Annotated in this window: 15 protein-coding genes; 11 read left to right on the forward strand and 4 right to left on the reverse strand. The window is 74.8% G+C overall.

The features are described 5' to 3' along the window. Window positions 1-48: 48 nt before the first annotated feature. Window positions 49-558 carry an NUDIX domain-containing protein gene (locus GCU69_RS24645; RefSeq protein WP_098754362.1) on the forward strand — a complete coding sequence of 170 codons (510 nt, stop codon included), beginning with the start codon at window positions 49-51 and terminating at the stop codon, window positions 556-558. A 42-nt stretch (window positions 559-600) separates the two neighbouring features. Here the strand turns inward: GCU69_RS24645 and GCU69_RS24650 are convergent, their stop codons facing one another. Next, on the reverse strand, window positions 601-1632 hold the full coding sequence (locus GCU69_RS24650) for an Rv2578c family radical SAM protein (protein ID WP_156207207.1): 1032 nt from the start codon (window positions 1630-1632) through the stop codon (window positions 601-603). 154 nt (window positions 1633-1786) lie between these two features. Here GCU69_RS24650 and GCU69_RS24655 point away from each other — a divergent pair, with 154 nt between their 5' ends. From GCU69_RS24655 to GCU69_RS24700, 9 genes are all read left to right on the forward strand, one after another. Continuing rightward, window positions 1787-2230, forward strand: coding sequence for an SRPBCC family protein (locus tag GCU69_RS24655; protein WP_098754364.1), 444 nt, complete (start codon window positions 1787-1789; stop codon window positions 2228-2230). Window positions 2231-2507: 277 nt separating this feature from the next. Next, window positions 2508-5006, forward strand: coding sequence for a SpoIIE family protein phosphatase (locus GCU69_RS24660; RefSeq protein ID WP_156207208.1), 2499 nt, complete (start codon window positions 2508-2510; stop codon window positions 5004-5006). A 175-nt stretch (window positions 5007-5181) separates the two neighbouring features. Beyond that, window positions 5182-5925, forward strand: coding sequence for a class I SAM-dependent methyltransferase (locus GCU69_RS24665; protein WP_098754366.1), 744 nt, complete (start codon window positions 5182-5184; stop codon window positions 5923-5925). Window positions 5926-5996: 71 nt separating this feature from the next. After that, entirely contained in the window at window positions 5997-6833 is an 837-nt protein-coding gene (locus GCU69_RS24670) for a M55 family metallopeptidase (protein ID WP_098754367.1), read from the forward strand. After that, window positions 6826-8169: a M20/M25/M40 family metallo-hydrolase gene (locus GCU69_RS24675; protein ID WP_156207209.1), complete on the forward strand. Its 1344-nt coding sequence runs from the start codon at window positions 6826-6828 to the stop codon at window positions 8167-8169. The genes GCU69_RS24670 and GCU69_RS24675 overlap by 8 nt, the downstream gene beginning before the upstream one ends. A 61-nt stretch (window positions 8170-8230) precedes the next feature. Further along, window positions 8231-10213, forward strand: coding sequence for an LpqB family beta-propeller domain-containing protein (locus tag GCU69_RS24680; RefSeq protein ID WP_156207210.1), 1983 nt, complete (start codon window positions 8231-8233; stop codon window positions 10211-10213). An 836-nt stretch (window positions 10214-11049) separates the two neighbouring features. After that, on the forward strand, window positions 11050-11676 hold the full coding sequence (locus tag GCU69_RS24685; RefSeq protein ID WP_156207211.1) for a hypothetical protein: 627 nt from the start codon (window positions 11050-11052) through the stop codon (window positions 11674-11676). Beyond that, window positions 11673-13445, forward strand: coding sequence for a sensor histidine kinase (locus GCU69_RS34055; protein ID WP_235978685.1), 1773 nt, complete (start codon window positions 11673-11675; stop codon window positions 13443-13445). The genes GCU69_RS24685 and GCU69_RS34055 overlap by 4 nt, the downstream gene beginning before the upstream one ends. 30 nt (window positions 13446-13475) lie before the next feature. Further along, window positions 13476-14120, forward strand: a complete 645-nt coding sequence (locus GCU69_RS24700) for a response regulator transcription factor (protein ID WP_098755378.1) — start codon at window positions 13476-13478, stop codon at window positions 14118-14120. Window positions 14121-14876: 756 nt separating this feature from the next. Here GCU69_RS24700 and GCU69_RS24705 read toward each other — a convergent pair. The 3 genes from GCU69_RS24705 to GCU69_RS24715 form a co-directional block, all read right to left on the reverse strand. Next, a complete protein-coding gene (locus tag GCU69_RS24705; RefSeq protein ID WP_218037973.1) occupies window positions 14877-15728 on the reverse strand; it encodes an ABC transporter ATP-binding protein in 852 nt (283 codons plus the stop codon). Window positions 15729-15823: 95 nt separating this feature from the next. Beyond that, a complete protein-coding gene (locus tag GCU69_RS24710; protein ID WP_156207212.1) occupies window positions 15824-16858 on the reverse strand; it encodes a FecCD family ABC transporter permease in 1035 nt (344 codons plus the stop codon). 407 nt (window positions 16859-17265) lie between these two features. Beyond that, window positions 17266-18423 carry a FecCD family ABC transporter permease gene (locus GCU69_RS24715; protein WP_156207213.1) on the reverse strand — a complete coding sequence of 386 codons (1158 nt, stop codon included), beginning with the start codon at window positions 18421-18423 and terminating at the stop codon, window positions 17266-17268. A gap of 114 nt (window positions 18424-18537) precedes the next feature. Here GCU69_RS24715 and GCU69_RS24720 point away from each other — a divergent pair, with 114 nt between their 5' ends. After that, window positions 18538-19518 carry an ABC transporter substrate-binding protein gene (locus tag GCU69_RS24720; RefSeq protein ID WP_098755375.1) on the forward strand — a complete coding sequence of 327 codons (981 nt, stop codon included), beginning with the start codon at window positions 18538-18540 and terminating at the stop codon, window positions 19516-19518. The last annotated feature ends 264 nt before the right edge of the window (window positions 19519-19782 follow it).

Raw genomic sequence — 19782 nt, forward strand, 5'->3', positions numbered from 1 at the left:
GGGACCGGGCCCTCAGCGGCCTCGTGGCCGAGCGCTAGGGTGCGGGCAATGACTTTCGATTACGCCTCCTACATCGCCGGGCTCCCCAAGGTCCTCGCCGGTGCAGCCGCCGTCTTCCGGGACGGGCGCGGCCATGTCCTGATCGTGAAGCCGAACTACCTGGAGGACGGCACCTGGCTGTTCCCCGGCGGCACCGTGGAATCCGGCGAGGGCGAGTCGCCGCGCCAGGGGGCCGCGCGGGAGACGCTGGAGGAGATCGGGCTGGACGTCCGGCTGGGTCCGCTGCTCGCCGTGGACTGGGTGCGCGGCACGGGCCGGCCGCCGCTGGTGTCGTACCTCTTCGACGGCGGGGTGCTCGGCGACGAGCAGCTGGCGGCCATCCGGCTCCAGGAGGAGGAGCTGACCGACTGGCGCACGGTGCCGCCGGCGGACCTGCCCGGGTATCTGGCGCCCGCCCTCGCGCGCCGGGCCCTCGCGGCGCTGGCCGCCCTCGAGACGGGCAGAGGTCCGGTCGAACTGGAGGACGGCCTGGCGCCCGAAGGCGTACCGGCCGGCTGAGCCGTACGGCGACGGCGCTCGCGGGCCGGGCGCCGCGCCCGGTCAGAGCAGCGTCAGCTGGGTCGCCTCCGGAAGGTCCCGTTCCGGTGCGGCGGGCGGGGGCGTGACGCGGCGGTGCTCGCCCGGGGCCGACGGGCCGATGCCGTACTCCGCGGCCAGCTCGTGGACCTGGCGGGTGATCCGGCGCTGGTACCACTTGGGAGCGTAGGCCCCGTCCGCGTAGAGCACCTCGTACCGCCGCACCAGGTGCGGGTGGTGGTGCGCCAGCCACCGCATGAACCACTCGCGGGCCCCCGGCCGCAGATGCAGGACCAGCGGTGTCACGGAGGTCGCCCCGGCCGCGGCGACGGCCCGCACGGTCGTGCGCAACTGCGCCGGTGTGTCGCCGAGGTAGGGGATGACCGGGGCCATCAGCACCCCGCACGGTATGCCGTGTCCCGTCAGCGTGCGGCAGACCTCCAGCCGGCGTTCGGGGGACGGGGTGCCCGGTTCGACGGTGCGCCACAGGTCGTGGTCGGTGAAGCCGACGGACACGGACACGCCGACATCGGTGACCTCGGCGGCCTGCCGCAGCAGCTCCAGGTCGCGCAGGATCAGCGTGCCCTTGGTGAGGACGGAGAACGGGTTCGCGTAGTCGCGCAGAGCTGCGAGGATCCCGGGCATCAAGCGGTAGCGCCCCTCCGCCCGCTGGTAGCAGTCGACGTTGGTGCCCATCGCGATGTGGTCGCCGCGCCAGCGCCGGGAGCCCAAGTGGGCGCGGAGCAGTTCGGGGGCGTTGACCTTGACGACGATCTGCGAGTCGAAGCCGATCCCGGTGTCGAGGTCGAGATAGCTGTGCGTCTTGCGCGCGAAGCAGTAGACGCAGGCGTGTGTGCAGCCGCGGTACGGGTTGACCGTCCATTCGAACGGCATCCGGGACGCTCCCGGCACCCGGTTCACGATGGAACGGGCCCGGATCTCGTGGAAGGTGATGCCGCGGAACTCCGGGGTGTCGAACGTTCGGGTAACCGCCTCCGTGCCGAAGAGGCCAGGTGGGGCGTCGGCCGCCTCGTCGCTCAGTCCGTCCCAGCGCATGGTTCGTCCGCCCTTCGTCGTGCTCGCCCATCAAGCTAGAACAAGTATTCGAATTACGCCAGGCGACTTCCCGATTTTGGGCGCGGCACCCGCCGGTGGTTGGCTGGGGCGCGCGTCCGTGGGGGCGCGGCGGCAAGCCGACTGGAGGAAGCACATGGCGCAGGTCGAGGCCACGACGGAGCGGATCGTCGAAGCGGCACCGGAGGCGGTGTTCGAGGCACTCGCCGACTACTCCGGCACCCGTCCGAAGCTGCTCACGGAGCAGTTCAGCGAGTACGAGGTGCGCGAGGGCGGCAGCGGGGCGGGCACGCTCGTGCACTGGAGGCTCCAGGCCACCAGCAAGCGGGTGCGGGACTGCCTGCTGGACGTCTCGGAGCCGTCCCCCGGGCAGCTCGTCGAATCGGACCGCAACTCCTCGATGGTCACCACGTGGACCGTCACCCCCGCCGGTGAGGGCCGCTCGAAGGTCGTCGTCAGCAGTGTGTGGAACGGGGCGGGCGGCATCGGCGGGTTCTTCGAGAAGACCTTCGCCCCGAAGGGCCTCGGCCGGATCTACGACGGGGTGCTCGACCGGCTCGCCGCCGAGACCGGGCGCTGACGGGCGGCGTTCCCGGAGCCCGGCCGGCAGCACCGGCCCGGGGCTCCTTGCTGGGAGGCGTGCGCCCCGTCGCGGCGTCCGGCGCGCGCGGCACGCGCCTGCCGCCGCTTCCGTTCGTCGGGGCGTACGCCGTCCGCCGCGGGCGGCGGGTCGCCGCTCCCCGGCGGATGTGCGCGGGCGTGCGCCCCATTTCGTACGTTGCGGGGTGCGTACGGGCTCCACGCCTCTACCGTGGTGGAGTGCCGCGGACACAGCGGCCGGGAAGGAGCCTCCCGCCATGGACGGTGGCAACCCGCCGCGGCTGCCCCGGCAGCGCGCAGAGCCGGGCCGTGTCCCGCTCGCGGTCGTCGTCGTGGACAGCGACGGCCGGGTCTCGCACTGGAGTTCCGGCGCCCGGAAGCTCTTCGGGCCCGGGCGGGAGGAGGCCGTCGGGCGCCCGGCCGCCGATCTGATACCGGTCGCCGGGGCGCTGATGCCTCCGGGCGGGCCGGCGGCGTACGACGATCCGGCCGGCGCACGTGCCGGTTCCGGCGCAGGTTCGGGTGCCGGTTTCGGCGCCGGGGACACCGCCTTTCCCCTCCACGACGAGCCGCAGCCGGTGCCCTGCCCCACGGCCGGTCGGGCCCGGGCCTCCGGGGCGGTGCCGATCGACGTGCTCTGGTGGGCCTATCCGCTGGCCGGTCCCGGGCGGTCGCGGCTGCTGGTGCTCGCCGCCGACGGCTCGCAGCTCTCGCCCGCCGAACCGGCGGAGCGGGTGGCTCCGGGCTTCGCGCTGCACACGGAGTTCCCCGGCGCGGAGGAGCTGGCCCGCCGGCTGCCCGAGATCCTGCCCAGCATGAGCGTGGGGGAAAGCTCCCGCATCGTCGGACAGGTGCTCGAACTGGGCTACCCGGTGCTGGAGTTCAGCCGGCACGACCGGGTGCCCGTCACCCCGGACTGGGGCGTGCCGCGACGCGCCGCCCGCCGGACGCCCGCCGTGGCCCCCGCCGGGGAGCGCCCGTCGCCCGCCGCGGCCGCCGGTGCGGACGGCGCGGCCCCGGTGCCCGCCGTGCCGGAGACCGCGGGTGACCTCGAATACGCGGCCGTCCGCGAACGGCTGGAGTTCCTCAACGAGGTCAGCGGCCGGATCGGCTCCTCGCTGGACCTGACCCGGACGATCCGGGAGGTGAGCGAGGCCGTCGTGCCGCGGTTCACCGATGTCGCCGGAACGTACCTGCGCGAACAGGTCGTCGCCGGCGAGGGCTTCCCGGACGGTGTTCCCGACGTGACCACGATGTGGCACCGGGTCTGGCTGGAGCACACCGACCCGCCCGGCCGCTGGGACGACGTGGTGCCGGTCGGGGAGTCCATGCCGTTCCCCGCCGGGACGCCGTTCTTCCAGTGCATGACCAGCGGCGAGCCGGTGCTCGTCCCGCGGATCACGGAGGAGATGGGCAACGCCATCGCCTCCCAGTTCGAGAAGCGGGACATCAGGCCGCTGATCAACGGCCGGTCGATGCTCGTCGTACCGCTCAAGGCGCGCGACGTCGTCCTCGGCTTCATGATCCTTCTTCGGCACGCGGAGCGGGACGTGTTCAACGAGATGGACCGCGTGACCGGCGCGGAACTCGCGGCGCGCGCCGGGCTCGTGCTCGACAACGCCCGTATGTACACGTACCAGGAGAACGTCGCGGAGACGCTCCAGGAAAGCATGCTGCCGCAGATCGCCCCCCGGATGACCGGCTGCGACATCGCCACCCGCTATCTGCCCGGCACCCGGCAGGGGAGGGTGGGCGGCGACTGGTTCGACAGCATCAAATTGCACGGCTCGCGCACCGCCCTGGTCGTCGGCGACGTCATGGGGCACGGGCTGAACTCGGCGGCCATGATGGGGCAGCTGCGCACCGCCGTGCAGACCATGGCGGCGCTCGACCTGCCGCCCGCGCAACTGCTGCGCAACCTCGACGACCTCGCGCAGCGGCTGGGCGAGCACTACCTGGCGACCTGCGTGTACGCCGTCTACGACCCGGTCGCCCAGGAGCTGCTGATCTCCAACGCCGGGCACATCCCGCCCGTGATCGTCCGCGCGGAGGACGGCCGCAGCGAACTGCTGGAGCTGCCGACCGGCGCCCCGATCGGTGTCGGCGGTGTGCCGTTCGAGACCACCCGGGTCGCGGTGCGCCCCGGCGACCGGCTGGTGCTGTGCACCGACGGCCTGGTGGAGATGCGCGGCGCGGACATCGGTACGGGCCTCGCCGCGCTGTGCGAGTCCGCCGCGCACCCGGCCGCCTCCATGGACGACGCGTGCGACACCATCATCCGCTCGCTGGCCGCGACCCTCGGAGCGGCCGGGCACGGCGGACGGAAGGACGACGTCGCCCTGCTGATGGCACGGCTCGGCGGGCTGGCGGAGGACTCCGTGGTCACCTGGCAGTTCGCCCTCGACCCGCGGGAGGTGGCGCGCGCCCGGCTGCTGGTGCACGAACGGCTGCTGGAATGGGGCCTGGCGGACGCCGTCCCGACCGCCGAACTGCTGGTCGGCGAGGTCGTCACGAACGCGGTCCGGCACTCCCACAGCCGCCATGTGGAGCTGCGCCTGGTCCGCGCGGACGACGTGCTGATCTGCGAGGTCGCGGACGACGACCACGCCCTGCCGACGCTGCTCGACGCCGGTCCGAACGACGAGCGCGGCCGTGGTCTGCGGCTGGTCAGCCGGCTGGCGCGGGAGTGGGGGGCGAGCAGGACCGCCCAGGGCAAGACCGTATGGTTCGAACAGGCTCTCGGGGGGCGCGGCTGACGGTGCGCGCGCCGCCCGGCGGAGCGCGCGACCGCGACGGCGGGAAAGAGCGGTCCTGGCACTTGTCGCCGTCAACTTCCCGCATATACAAGGAAGTTGACATGGCGCCACCGGTTCCGCGAGGCCATCGCGCCTCCGGTGCCGTGGCGGGCCGGGACTGCGGGCGGGAGCTGCCATGAGCGTGTCGAATCGCTACCGGAACGCCTGGGAGTCCTTCTGGCGCGAGGCGCCCGAAGGCCCCGGCGGGGTCTTCTGGGACGCCGGGCCGGAGCTGGTGGCCGCGCGGCACCTGCCGCTGTTCGCGCCGCACTTCCCGCGCGGGCTGCCGCTGATCGACGTGGGCTGCGGCAACGGCACCCAGACCCGCTTCCTCGCCGGCCACCTGGGCCGTACGACGGGCGTGGACCTGTCCGCCGCCGCCGTCGGGCGGGCGCGCCGCGCGACACCGGACACCTCCGGGGGACGGCTGGTGTACGAGCAGCTGGACGTGGTGGACGAGGAGGCCACCCGGGAACTGCACGACCGGCTCGGCGACGCCAACGTCTATCTGCGCGGCGTCCTGCACCAGAGCGAGCCCGCCGACCGCGGTCCGCTGCTGGCGGCCGTCGCGACCCTCGTCGGCGAGCACGGCCGCGCGTTCCTCACCGAGCCGAGCGCCGCCGCGGGGCCGTTGCTGACGGGACTGGCGAGCGCCCCCGGCGGGCCGCCGCCGAAGCTGCGGCCGGTCCTGGACCACGGGATAGCGCCCGCCGAGGTGGCGGACGAGGCCGTGCCGGAACTGGTCCGGCAGGCGGGGCTGACAGTGCTCGACGACGGCGTGGTGGACCTCAACACCGCAGAGTACCGGACGGACGGCTCGCGCATCGTCCTGCCGTCGTTGTGGCTGGTCGTGGGCCGTACGGACGCACCGCCCAGCTGACCCGGGGCAGCTGTCCGGCGAGTTTTCCACAGGCCTGGCAGCGCTGTCCGGCACCGCGTACGGTTTCGCACATGAAGATCCTCATCTCCGCGGACATGGAGGGCGCGACCGGCGTCACCTGGCCCGCCGACGTGCTCCCGGGGCATTCCCAGTGGGAGCGCTGCCGCCCGATGTTCACGTCCGACGTGAACGCCGCGGTCGCCGGGTTCTTCGCCGGCGGCGCGGACGAGGTCCTGGTCAACGAGGCGCACTGGACCATGCGCAATCTGCTGCTGGAGCAGCTCGACGACCGCGCGCAGCTGCTCACCGGGCGGCACAAGTCGCTCAGCATGGTCGAGGGCGTCCAGCGGGGGGACGTGGACGGCGTGGCCTTCGTCGGCTATCACACGGGCGCCGGCGCGGAGGGCGTCCTGGCCCACACCTACCTCGCCAATTCGATCACCGGCGTCCGGCTGAACGGCGTCCGGGCGAGCGAGGGCCTGCTCAACGCCCATGTCGTCGCGGAGTACGGCGTGCCCGTCGTCCTCGTCACCGGGGACGACCGCACCTGCGAGGACGCCCGCGGCTACGCGCCCCGGGCCCGGGGCGTCGCCGTCAAGGACTATGTCTCGCGGTATGCCGCGATCTGCCGCACCCCGTCGCGCACGGCCGCGGACATCCGGGCTGCGGCCGAGGAGGCGGCGGCCCTCGCCGTGCGGCACGAGCCGGTGCGGGACGCCGGTCCGTACACCGTTGAGCTGGAGTTCGACGCGGAGCATCTGGCGGGCGCCGCGACCGTGGTCCCGGGCGTGGAGCAGACCGGCGAGCGCCGGGTCTCCTACACGGGCGACACCATGTATGAGGCGATTCGTTGCTTCAAGGCGGTCACGACCGTCGTATCGGCGGCGGTGGAGGAGCAGTATGGCTGACATGACGGGGACGACCGGCGTGGACGACCGGGCCCTGGACGAGGTGGTGGCCTTCACCTCGGACCTGATCCGTATCGACACCACCAACAGAAGCGGCGGCGACTGCCGCGAACGGCCCGCCGCCGAATACGTCGCGGAGCGGCTCGCGGGCGCCGGTCTGGAGCCGGTGCTGCTGGAGCGCGACCCGGGACGCACGAACGTCGTGGCCCGCGTCGAGGGCACCGACCCCGGTGCCGACGCGCTGCTGGTGCACGGGCATCTGGACGTGGTGCCCGCCGAGCCCGCCGACTGGACCGTGCACCCCTTCTCCGGGGAGATCCGCGACGGCGTCGTCTGGGGCCGGGGCGCCGTCGACATGAAGAACATGGACGCGATGGTGGTGGCGATGGTGCGCTCCTGGGCGCGCACCGGGGTCCGGCCGCGCCGGGACATCGTGCTGGCCTTCACCGCCGACGAGGAGGACAGCGCCGCGTGCGGCTCCGATTTCCTCGCCCGGCGGCATCCGGAGCTGTTCGAGGGCTGCACCGAGGGCATCAGCGAGTCCGGTGCCTTCACCTTCCACGCCGGCCCCGGCACCCGGCTCTATCCGATCGCCGCGGGGGAGCGGGGCACCGCCTGGCTGGAGCTGACCGCGCACGGCAGAGCCGGCCACGGCTCCAAGGTCAACCGGGAGAACGCCGTCAGCCGGCTGGCCGCCGCCGTCACCCGCATCGGGGAGTACCCGTGGCCGGTGCGGTTGACGCCCACGGTGCGCGCCGCGCTCGTCGAGCTGGCCGCGCTGCACGGCATCGACGCCGACCCGGACGCCCCGGACTTCGACGTGGACGCGCTGCTGGCCAAGCTCGGCCCGGCCGCGGCGCTCGTCGAGGCGACCGTCCGCAACAGCGCCAACCCGACGATGCTCGACGCCGGGTACAAGGTCAACGTCATTCCCGGCAGCGCCACCGCGTTCGTCGACGGCCGGATGCTGCCGGGCGCCGAGGAGGAGTTCCAGGAGACCCTGGACCAGCTCACCGGGCCCGATGTGGACTGGACGTTCCACCACCGGGAGGTCCCGCTCCAGGCACCGGTGGACTCACCGGCCTTCGCGGCGATGCGGGAGGCCGTCGAGCTGTTCGACCCCGGCGCCCGGGCCGTGCCGTACTGCATGTCCGGCGGCACGGACGCCAAGCAGTTCTCCCGGCTCGGCATCACCGGCTACGGCTTCGCCCCGCTGAAGCTGCCGCAGGGCTTCGACTACCAGGCACTGTTCCACGGCGTCGACGAACGGGTCCCCGTCGACGCCCTCCACTTCGGCGTCCGGGTGCTGGACCACTTCGCCCGGACGGCGCCCTGACGGCCACCCCGGCCGGTCCCACGGTGCGGTACCGCCCGCGACTCACGGAAGGCAGAAGAACATGGCGGCCACGACCCCGTACGGCGCATGGCGGTCACCGATCGGTGCCGCACTCGCCGCGTCCCACGACGGGCACCCGGAGTATGCGGGCGCCGTCGGCGACGAGGTGTGGTGGACGGTGCCGCGCCCCGGGGAGGGCGGGCGGCGCGCGCTGGTGCGCCGCCGCGTGGACGGCACCGAGGAATCCGTCCTTCCCGCCCCGTGGAACGTCCGCAGCCGGGTCGTCGAGTACGGCGGCCTGCCCTGGGCCGGTGCGGCCCGGGAGCGGGGCGGTCCGCTGATCGTCTTCGTCGACTTCTCGGACCAGCGGCTCTACGCCTTCGAGCCGGACGCCCCGGGATCCCCGGCGCCGCGGCCGCTGACCCCGCTCTCCCCGGTCGGAGGCGGACTGCGCTGGGCCGAACCGCAGTTGCACACCGCCCGGGGCGAGGTCTGGTGCGTGCTGGAGGAGTTCACCGGCGAGGCGCCCACCGACGTGCGGCGCCGGGTGGCGGCCGTGCCGCTGGACGGCTCGGCCGCCACGGACCGCTCCGCGGTCCGCGAGCTGAGCGACGGGCGGCACCGCTTCGTGGCGAACCCCCGTCTCTCGCCGGACGGCACCCGGGCCGCCTGGATCGCCTGGGACCACCCCAGGATGCCCTGGGACGGCACCGAGCTGCGGCTCGCCGACGTCACGGCCGAGGGCGCGTTCGCGCGGGAGCGGACCGTGCTCGGCGGGCCGTCGGAGTCCGTCGCGCAGGCCGAATGGGCGCACGACGGCAGCCTGCTCGCCGCGTCCGACCGCAACGGCTGGTGGAATCTGTACCGGGTCGGCCCGGACGAGGTCACCCCGCTCTGCGCGCGCGAGGAGGAATTCGCCGGGCCGCTGTGGAAGTTCGGCTGGCGCTGGTTCGCACCGCTGCCCACCGGACTCGTCGCCGTCGTCCACGGCCGCGGGGCGACCTCCCTCGGGATCCTCGACCCGGAGACCGGTGACCTCTGCGACGCCCCCGGACCGTGGACCGAATGGGAGCCCTCCCTCGCGACAGAGGACACCCGGGTCGTCGGCGTCGCCGCCAGCCCGCGCAGCGCCTACGAGGTCGTCGAACTCGACACGGCCACCGGGCACGCCCGGGTGATCGGCGCCGAGCACCGCGACCCGGTGGACCCCGCGTACTACCCCGAGCCGCAGATCCGCACCTTCACCGGCCCCGAGGGCAGGGAGATCCACGCGCACGTCTATCCGCCGTACAGCCCCGACCACGCCGCGCCCGGCGGCGAACTCCCGCCCTACGTCATCTGGGCGCACGGCGGCCCCACGTCCCGCGCACCGCTGGTGCTGGACCTGGAGATCGCGTATTTCACCTCCCGGGGCATCGGCGTCGCCGAGGTCAACTACGGCGGCTCCACCGGCTACGGCCGCGCGTACCGCGACCGGCTCCGCGGCCAGTGGGGCGTCGTCGACGTCGAGGACTGCGCCGCCGTGGCCAGTGCCCTCGCCGACGAGGGCACCGCCGACCGGGACCGGCTGGCGATCCGCGGCGGCAGCGCGGGCGGCTGGACGGCGGCCGCGTCCCTCACCAGTACCGACCTCTACGCGTGCGGCACGATCATCTACCCCGTGCTGGACCTGGAGGGCTGGGCGCGCGGCGGCACCCACGACTTCGAGTCGCGCTATCTCGACGGTCTGGTCGGCCCGCTCGCGGAGCATGCCGAGCGCTACCGTTCGCGTTCCCCGCTCCGGCAGGCGGACCGGATCACCGCGCCGTTCCTGCTGCTCCAGGGGCTGGACGACGTGATCTGTCCGCCCGAGCAGTGCGAGCGGTTCCTCGCCGCGGTCGCGGGGCGGGGCGTCCCGCACGCGTATCTCGCCTTCGAGGGGGAGGGCCACGGCTTCCGCCGGGCGGACACGATGATCCGGGCTCTGGAGGCCGAGTTCTCGCTCTACGCGCAGACGTTCGGGATCACGGCGCCGGACATGCCGGCGCTGGCTCTTGTGAGATGAGAGCCGAGGCCGACGTTGGTCGTCCGCTCCGGGGCGGACCATGACGACCAACCGGCCGGCGAACTGCACCGGCCGTGATCGTGGGCTGTGTGCGCGGACGGACCGGCGGAGCGGCGGACCGGCCGGTGGCGGGACGGACCGGTCCGGCCCGGGCGGCGCGGCTGGCCGGTGCGGCGTCGGGAAGGCGGTTGGGGGGACGGGCGGGTCGGGGACCGGGCCGGCCGAGCGCTGACGGCTGTGGCCCGGTGCGACCGGCGGCGGGGTGTGAGGCGGCCCGGAATTGGTCCGGGGCGGAGGTGTGAGAGAGGCGGTCCCGTGCCGGTCCGGGCCGGGGGCGGCGCTGGATCAGCACCGGGCCGGGTGCGAGGCGGCCCGGAATTGGTCCGGGGTGCTGGGGGCGGCGTCGGGGTGTGAGGGAGGCGGTGCCGTACTCCGCCGGCCGAGGGCGGGGGCGGAGCCGGGTTGATCTGGGGCGGGGGTGGCGCGTACCGGTCCGGGGTGGGGCGGCGCGGGATCGGAGGCGGCCCCGTACTCGGTCGGCCGAGGGCCGGGTGCGGAGCCGGGCTGATCCGGGGTGGGGCGGTGCGTACCGGTCCGGGCCGGGGGCGGCGCCGGATCGGAGGCGGCCCGTACTCGGCCGGCCGGCCGGGGCGGAGCAGGGCTGGTCCGGGATGGCGCGGGGCCGCCCCGGGGTGAAATGCGGAAACGGGAACGGGGGTGGGGTGAACCGAACCACGAGGTCCCGTGCGGGCCCCATCGTGCGGGGCGGGGCGCGGGCGGGAGGCTGGACGTACAAGATCCCGCACGGGGCGGGATCCGCGTCCAGGAGGACCACCATGGCAGGACCGGCCCGTAGCTCGGGGGACGTACTGGGGCGAGCGGTGCTGCACACGGTCGCGCGGGGCGCGTTCGGACTGCCGCTGGCCGTCGCCGCCGTGCCGATGGCGCTCCTCGGCGCGGGCGACGCGGCGGCGCGGGCCCAGGTCGCCGTCATGAGGCGGTTCGCCGGCGGGGCCGCGCGGCAGGAACCGGCGCATCCGGAGCGGCCGGACGGCCGGTCCCGCGCGGGCACGGGCGGCGCGGTGTCGTCGGGGCCGGGGACAGGGCGGGGCGGCGCGGTGTCGCCGGGGCCGGGGCCGGGGGCGGGCCGGGTCGTCGCCCACAGTCTTCTGGTCGGGCTGCCCGCGCTCGTCGCCTTCGCCGTGGTCGGACTGTGCGTCTTCGGGGTCTACTCGGGCTACCTCTACTTCCTCCGTCCGGACGCCTCGTTCGCGCTCGGGCACCCGTTCACCCCGGACCACCGGTTCGACGCCTCCTGGGGAGGACCGACCCTGGTCGGCGCCTGGTTCGTGCACGCCCTGGTCGTCCTCGGCTTCCATGTCCTGGCCGTCCCGCTCGTCCGCGGGCTGACGGCCGTACAGGACCGGGCGACCCGGCGGCTGCTGGTCGGGCGGGAGGGGTGAACCGCGGGCGCCTCCGGCGTGTTCTCATCGGGCCGTTCGCGCCGCGAAGCCTGGGCGCGCTGCTGTTCGCGGTTCTCTCCGCGCCGCTTGCCCTGGCCGGAGCGGTGCTCCTGCTCGGCGGGCTGCTCGTGGGCGCGGCGCTGTCCGTCACCCCGCTCGGCCCGTGGCTGCTCGCGCTGGTCCTGCGCGGTGCCGTCGGGCTGGGCGCGCTGCACCGCGGGTTGCTCAAGGGGCTGCTCGGCGTCCGGGTCGAGCCGCCCGTGGTCCGCCGCAGACGGGGCGCCTTCGGCTGGCGGCGGGCCGCGCTCGGTGACCCGGCGGGATGGCGGGCCACGGGCTGTCTGCTGCTCGCGCCGCTGACCGCGCTGCTCGGGCTGGTCACGGCCACCCTCGCTTACGCCTACGGGCTGCTGTTCCTGCTGTATCCGGTGCTGCGGACGGTCAACAACACCACGGTGGCAGGGCCGGACGGCCGTCCGCGGCATGTCGGATTCTCCTTCGCCGGCGTGGAGTTCGATGTCTGGCCGCTCCAGATCGTGCTGGTCGCGGCCGGGATCCAGCTGCTGCTCAGCACGCCCTGGCTGATGCGTCAGGCCCTGCTGCCGCATCGCACGCTGCTGGGCGCGCTGCTGGGGCCCAGCGCGGAGCAGCGTCGTATCCGCACCCTGGAGCAGACCCGTTCGCAGGCTGTCGAGGACGCCGTGGCCACGCTGCGGCGCATCGAGCGGGATCTGCACGACGGCACACAGGCCCGCCTCGTGGGGCTGGGCATGCACCTCACCATGATCCGCGAGCTGCTGTCGGCCGGTGCCGAGCGGGAGCGCGTGCTCGCGGTGGTGGACACCGCGCGGGACAACGCCCGGCAGGCGGCGGCCGATCTGCGGGACCTCGTCCGCGGCATCCATCCGCCGGTGCTGGACCAGGGCCTCGACACCGCCCTGGAAACGCTCGCCGCGGGCTGTGCGCTTCCCGTGACCGTGCACGCAAAGCTCGGCGGGCGGCGGGCCTCGCCGGCGATCGAGAGCATCGCGTACTTCTGTGCGGCCGAGCTGCTGGCCAACGCGGTCAAGCACAGCGGGGCGAGCGCGGTCACCGTGGACGTACGCCGCACGGACGCGGCCACGGACACCGCCCCGACACCGGCGACGGGCCCGTACGGACCCGCCGCGGCAGCCGGACCCGCCGCACCCGCCGCAGCCGCCGGAGCAGCCGCGGGCGCAGGGCCCGAGTCGGGGCCCGGGACAGCGCCCGAGTCGGCGGCCACGGCAGAGTCCGGGTCAGCCCCGAACGCAGCGCCCGACGCAGCGACGAACACAGCGCCCGAGTCGGTAGCCGACGCGGCACGCGACGCGGGGACGAACGCGGTCACGCCCGAGGCCATGGCCCGGAGCACGGATCCCGCCTCGGCCCCCGAAGCCGACGGCGGCCGCCCCGGCGGCGACGGAAGCCGTGGGGGAAGCCGTGACGGAAACCGTGACGGGAACCGTGAGGGAAGCCGTGACGGGAACCGCGGCAGCGACCGTCACCCGGCTCGTCACCACGCCTGCCGCCCCGCCCGCTCCGCCCGCCCCGCCGCCCGGGCCCGCGGCGCCGCCGCGCAGGCGGTGCTGCGGCTGACGGTCTCCGACAACGGGCGCGGCGGTGCCCGCCCCGGCGCGGGCACCGGGCTCACCGGGCTGCTCGACCGGGTCGGCACGGTGGACGGCACACTGGTCACCGACAGCCCGCCCGGCGGGCCCACCGTCGTCACCGTCACCCTGCCCTGCTGACCGCCCCGCCCATGCCAGGAGCCCACCGCCATGCGTGTCGTCATCGCCGAGGATTCGGTGGTTCTGCGCGAGGGCCTCGTACAACTCCTCGCGCTGCGCGGCATCGAGGTCGCCGCCGCCGTCGGCGACGCGGAGTCGCTGCACGCGGCCGTGGCCGAGCACCGGCCGGACGCGGCGGTGATCGACATCCGGCTGCCGCCCGACCAGACCGACGAGGGGCTGCGGGCCGCGGTCGCCATCCGCCGGGCCCGGCCGGGGACGGGGGTGCTGATCTTCTCGCAGTACGTGGAGACCCGCTACGCGGCCGGTCTGCTGGCCGACGACGCGAAGGGCGTCGGCTATCTGCTCAAGGAACGGGTGGTGGACCTGGACGAGTTCACCGACGCCCTCCGCCGGGTCGCGGCGGGCGGCACCGCGCTGGACCCCGAGGTGGTGTCCCAGCTGTTCGGGGCCGCCCGGCGGACCTCCGCGCTGGACAGGCTCACGCCGCGCGAGCGGGAGGTGCTGGCGCTGATGGCGGAGGGGCACGGCAACGCCGCCATCGCGGCGGCGTTCACCGTCTCGGAGCGGGCGGTGGAGAAGCATGTGGCGAACATCTTCAGCAAGTTCGACCTGCCTCCGTCCGAGCCCGGTCACCGCCGGGTGCTCGCGGTGCTGCGCTACCTCGAATCCTGAGCGGGAGAAGGCGGCCGCCCTCACCCGCACCTGGGAGAGCCAGTTCCTGACCGGCCTCCTCCAGCCGGAGGCGTACGCCCGGGCCGCCGGACCGGCCGGCCCGCCACCCGCTCGGCCGGGGCTGCACCGCGCGCGGCCGGCGCCCACACCCGTGCGGCCGGACAGCCACCCCGTTCGGCCGGGGTTGTCCCGTGAGCGGCCGGGGCCCTCACCCGTGCGGCCGGACGGCCACCCCGTTCGGCCGGGGTTGCACCGCGCGCGGCCGGGGTCCTCGCCCGTGCGGTCGGACGGCCACCCCGTTCGGCCGGGGTTGCACCGCGCGCGGCCGGGGTCCTCGCCCGTGCGGTCGGACGGCCACCCCGTTCGGCCGGGGTTGTTCCGTGAGCGGCCGGGGCCCTCACCCGTGCGGCCGGCCCGCCACCCCGCGCGACCGAAGTTGCACCGTGAACGGCCGGCGCCCACACCCGTGCGGCCGGCCCGCCACCCCACGCGACCAAAGACGCACCGCGCGCGGCCGGTGGTCTTCACCCCGGAGCGGCCCCGGGCATCCAAGCCTGCCCGGCCGGTGGTGTGCCCCCTGATGCCGCGGTGCCGCCGCTCCGTCACCCCCCGATGCCGGGCCGTCCGTCACCCCGCAGTGCCGCGCCGCTTCGTCACCGAGCGGTGCCGGGCAGCGCCGCCACCCCGCGGTGCCGCCTGCTCCGTATCCCTCTGATGCCGCGCCGCGCTCCGTCACCCGCGGCCCGGCCCCTTCCGTCAGCCCGCGCGCCCGCGATTTGTGCCCGCCTGCCCGCGGTCCGCGTCCGGTTGCCCGCGGTCCGTGCCCGGCCGGTCGGTGGCCGTTCGTGCGGCCGGGACGACGACGGGCGAACCGTCGCCGGGCGCGGGGAGGATGTCCGCGTCGACACCGTACAGCTCCTTGACGAGCTGAGCGTCGACGATGTCCCGGGGCGCCCCGGACGCGACGACGAGGCCGTCGTTCATGGCGACCAGGGTGTCGGCGTAGCGGGCGGCGCTCGCCAGGTCGTGCAGGACCATGACGACCGTACGCCCCGCGGCGGCGACCTCGCGGGTGAGTCCCAGGACCTCCACGGCGTGGCCCATGTCCAGCGCGCTGGTCGGCTCGTCGAGGAGGACGACCGGCGTCTCCTGCGCGAGGACCATCGCCAGCCAGCAGCGCTGCCGCTGCCCGCCGGAGAGCTGGTCGAGGCGGCGGCCGGCCAGCGCGGCGACGCCGGTGGCCTCCAGCGCCTCGCGTACGGCCCGCTCGTCCTCCCGGGACCACTGCCGGAACAGCCCCTGGTGCGGGTGGCGTCCGTAGCGTACGAGGCCTGCGACGGTGACGGCCTCGGGCGGCTGCGGGGACTGCGGGAGCAGCGCGACGCGGTGCGCGGCCTGGCGCTGTTTCAGCTGCCAGATGTCGGCGTCGCCGACCCGGACCCGGCCCGACTCGGGCTTGTGCAGCCGCGCGACGGCGCGCAGCAGGGTGGACTTGCCGCAGCCGTTGGGGCCCACGACGGCGACGACCCGTCCGGCGGGGACGGTGAGGTCCACGCCGCGCACCGCGAGCTGGCCGGGATAGCCGGCGCGCAGCCCTTCGACCACCAGTTCGTGCCCGGCCGGGGTGGCGGCCGAGGCCCCGGCGCCCGGCGCGGGGGCCGGGGCGGTGTCGTCCAGGGTCGTCGGGTCCGCAGTCACTCGGATCACGCCTTTCCGGTCTTCTCTTTGCCGAACAGCACCCACAGCAGGAAAGGGCCGCCGAGCACGCTGGTGACGACACCGACGGGTATCTCCACGGGCGCGACGACCCGGCCCAGCGCGTCGGCGCCCGCGGTCAGCGCCGCGCCGAGGAGGGCGGAACCGGCGACCGGTACCCGGTCGGGCCCGCAGAGCCGGGACGCGACGACGGGGGCGGCGAGGGCCACGAAGGAGATCGGTCCGCCGACGCCGACGGCGACGCCCGCGAGCAGGACGGCCAGCGTCAGCGCGACACCGCGGACCAGGCGCACGTCGACGCCGAGCGCGGAGGCCGTGTCGTCGTCGAAGCGCAGCGCCCCGAGCCGGTTGCCGGAGGCCAGGGCGAGCGGCACCAGCACGGCGAGGCAGATCAGCAGCGGTACGGCGACGCCGTAGTCGCGGCCGCTGAGGCTGCCGACGCTCCACAGGAAGATGCCGCCCGCGCTGCTCTGGTTCTGGCGGGACATCACCAGGTCGCCCACGGCGCCGACGACGGTGGAGACGCCGATGCCGACGACGAGGACGCGGTAGCCGCGGGTGCCCATGCCGCCGGCGGCGAACACGACGAGGACCGCGGCCGCGACCGCGCCGACCGGACCGAGCCACCAGTCGCCCACCATGGCCGTCGAGCTGCCGACGACGGAGGCGACGACGACGGCGGTGGCGCCCTCGTTGACGCCGATGACGTCGGGTGTGGCGAGCCGGTTGCCGGCCAGGGTCTGGAGCAGGCAGCCGGAGATGCCGAGCGCCGCGCCGACGAGCAGGCCCACGACGATCCGGGGCAGCCGGAGGTCCTGCACGATCATGTTGGTGGCGAAGTCGCCGGTGCCCAGCAGCCCCCGCACGGACTCGGTGAGGCTCATGCCGGTGGAGCTGGCGAGCGTCGCGAGGACGACGACCACGGCGATCACGGCGGTCAGCGCGAGCGAGACGAGCGCGGTGCGGCGCGGGAACAGCCAGGACAGCGTCCCGGCGCGCAGCGGCACCGCGTCCGCCGGCACGAGCGACGGACCGCCGGACGGACCGCCGGACGGACCGCCGGAAGGACCACCGGACGGACCGCCGGAAGCGCCACCGGAAGGACCGCTGGACGGGCCGTCCGCCGGACCGGCGGACGGAAGGGCGGACCGACCCGCGGACCGACCGGTGGACCGACCGTTGGACAAGCCGTTGGACAGACGGCCGGAAGCACTGGCGGAGGGGTCACCGGAAGCACCGCCGGAGGGAGCACCGGAAACACCGCCGGAGGGGTCACCGGAAGGACCGTGGGACGGGCCGTCGGACGGGATGGTGGAAGGGCCGGTGGACGGGCCGTTGGAGGTGCCGGTGGACGAAAGCGTGGCGGCCTCGCCGTCGTACGGCCCGTCGGCGCCCGGCGCGGGCACGGCCTCCCGCCGCGTCGGCCGGGTCACGACCGGGCTCCCGGGGCGCCGAGGGAGAGCATCCCCCGGGACCGTGCGATCCAGATGAGCAGGGGCCCGCCGACGAGCGCGAGCAGCACGCTGACCGGTGTCTCCCAGGGGCGGATCACGATCCGGGCGAGGATGTCGGCGGCGATCATCACATCGGCCGCGACGAGGGCCGAGAGCAGCAGCTGCGGTGCCATCCGAGGGCCCGTCACCACGCGGGCCGCGTACGGGGCGAGCAGCCCGAGGAAGGCGATCGGCCCGGCCATCGCGACCGCGGCCCCGGCCAGCAGGGTCACGGCGACGGCGACGACCAGCCGGATCCGGGCCGGGTGGTGGCCGAGTGCCCGGGCCGCGTCGTCGCCGAGGGCGAGCGCGGACAGCGGCCGCACCGCGCCGAACGCGATGGCGAGCCCCGCGACGACGAGCGGGGCGAGCGCGAGGGCCGTGGACGTCTCGACGTTCGCGAGCGAGCCGATGGTCCAGTAGCGGTAGTCGTCGAACGTGCTCTGGGTGCCGAGGAGTACGTACGAGGTCATGCCGTGGAAGGTGGCGCCGAGCGCGGAGCCGGCGAGCACCAGGCGCAGCGGTGACGCGGCGGCCCGGCCCGAGGCGGCGAGCAGCAGCACGACACCGCTGGCGAGGACGCCTCCGGCGAGCGCCCAGAGCAGGATGCCGTAGGCGGAGTCGGTGCCGAAGTAGGTGAGGCCGACCACGACGCCCAGCGCGGCACCGGAGTTGACGCCCAGCAGCCCTGTCTCGGCGAGCGGGTTGCGGGTGACGGCCTGGAGCAGACAGCCCGCGGCGCCCAGGGCGGCGCCGACGAGGATGCCGGCGAGGGTGCGGGGCAGCCGTACGTCCATCACGGCGAGCCGCACGTGCGCGTCCGCGCGGGCTGACGGGTCACCGGTCAGGAAGTCCCAGGAGCGGCTCATCGGGATGGTGTTGGAGCCGGTCAGCAGCGACAGCAGCGAGAGGGCGAGCAGAGCCGCGGCCAGCGCGGCGGCGGCCCGCAGGACGGGGCGGGCCGGCGGCCGGAGTCCGGCTCCGGCCGGTGGCCCGGCCGCGCCGGAGGCGGTGCGGCGGACGGCGCCGGGTGCGGCTTCGGTGTCGGCCGCCGGTACCGGATGTGCCGGCGGGCCCCCTTGCGGATGTGGCATAAGGTTAGCCTAGCCTAAGCATTCCGGGGGTCCGGAGGCGGGCCGGGCTGCCGCCTGCCCGCACACCGTACGCCCGCCCGTTCATCCCGACGTCCCTCGCCCTCGGAGAGATCCATGCCCTCGTCCCGCTCCGCCCGCCCCGGCCTGACCGCCGCCGTCGCCCTCACCGCCGCCACCGTTCTCACGCTCGCCGGCTGCGGCTCCGAGGACTCCGGCGGCAAGGCCGCAGCCAAGGCCGGCGGCGGGTCCGAGGGGCGTACGGTCACCGACGCCACCGGCGCCGAGGTCGAGACCCCCGCCCAGCCGAAGAAGGTCGTGACGCTCAGCGAGAACGACCTGGACAGCGCGCTCGCACTCGGTGTGAAGCCGGTCGGGCTGTCGGCGGGCCGCGGGCAGAAGGGCGCCCCGGAGTACCTGGGTGACGACGCGAAGGGCATCCCCGTCGTCGGCGCGGTCACCGGGCCGGACATCGAGAAGGTCGTCCGGGCCCGCCCCGATCTCATCCTGGCCGGGCAGATCGCCGACAAGCAGGTGCTGAGCCAGCTCCGCGAGATCGCGCCGACGGTGGTCACCGCGGGCAAGGGCAAGACCTGGAAGGACTCGTTCACGCTCGCCGGCGAGGCGCTCAACAAGTCGGACGAGGCCAAGTCCTTCCTGGCGGACTACGACCGCCGGGTGGACGAGGTGAAGGAGGCCATCGGTGACCGGGCGGGTTCGTCCGTCAGCGTCGCCCGCTACTCCGCGCGCGGCACCGCGGTCATGCAGCAGGGCGTGTTCATCAGCGATGTGCTGAAGGACCTCGGCTTCGAGCGCCCCGGCATCCAGAACGACCGGGGTGAGGGCCACTCGACCCCGGTCGGCGACGAGGACATCGAACAGATCGACGGCGACTGGCTGTTCATCGGCACCCTCGCGTCCACCGGCAAGGACGCCGACCTGTTCGAGGAACTGAAGAAGAAGCCCGCCTACCGGCAGGTCGGCGCGGTCGAGAAGGGCAACGTCACCGAGATCGACGGCTCGATGTGGACCAGTGTGGGCGGTGCCCGGGCGTCGATGAAGGTGCTCGACGACATCGAGAAGGCTATGGCGGAGTGACGGCCGTGGGCGGGCGACGGTCGCGGTACGAGCGCGGCCGTGGTGAAGCGACGGCCGTGGCCGCGCGATCGCCGCTCCGGCAGGACGGCCGTGGTCAAGCGACGGACGTGGTGACGGCGCGGGCGTGGTGACGGCACGGATGTGGTGACGGGACGGCCGTGGCCGGTGGCGGACGTGACGAGGTGGCGGACGTGGCCAGGTGACGGCCCGTGGTGAAGGCGCGGCCCGTGGTGAAGTGACGGGCCGTGGGTGAAGTGAACCGGC

Source organism: Streptomyces lycii, from assembly GCF_009735685.1.
GTDB lineage: Bacteria > Actinomycetota > Actinomycetes > Streptomycetales > Streptomycetaceae > Streptomyces > Streptomyces lycii.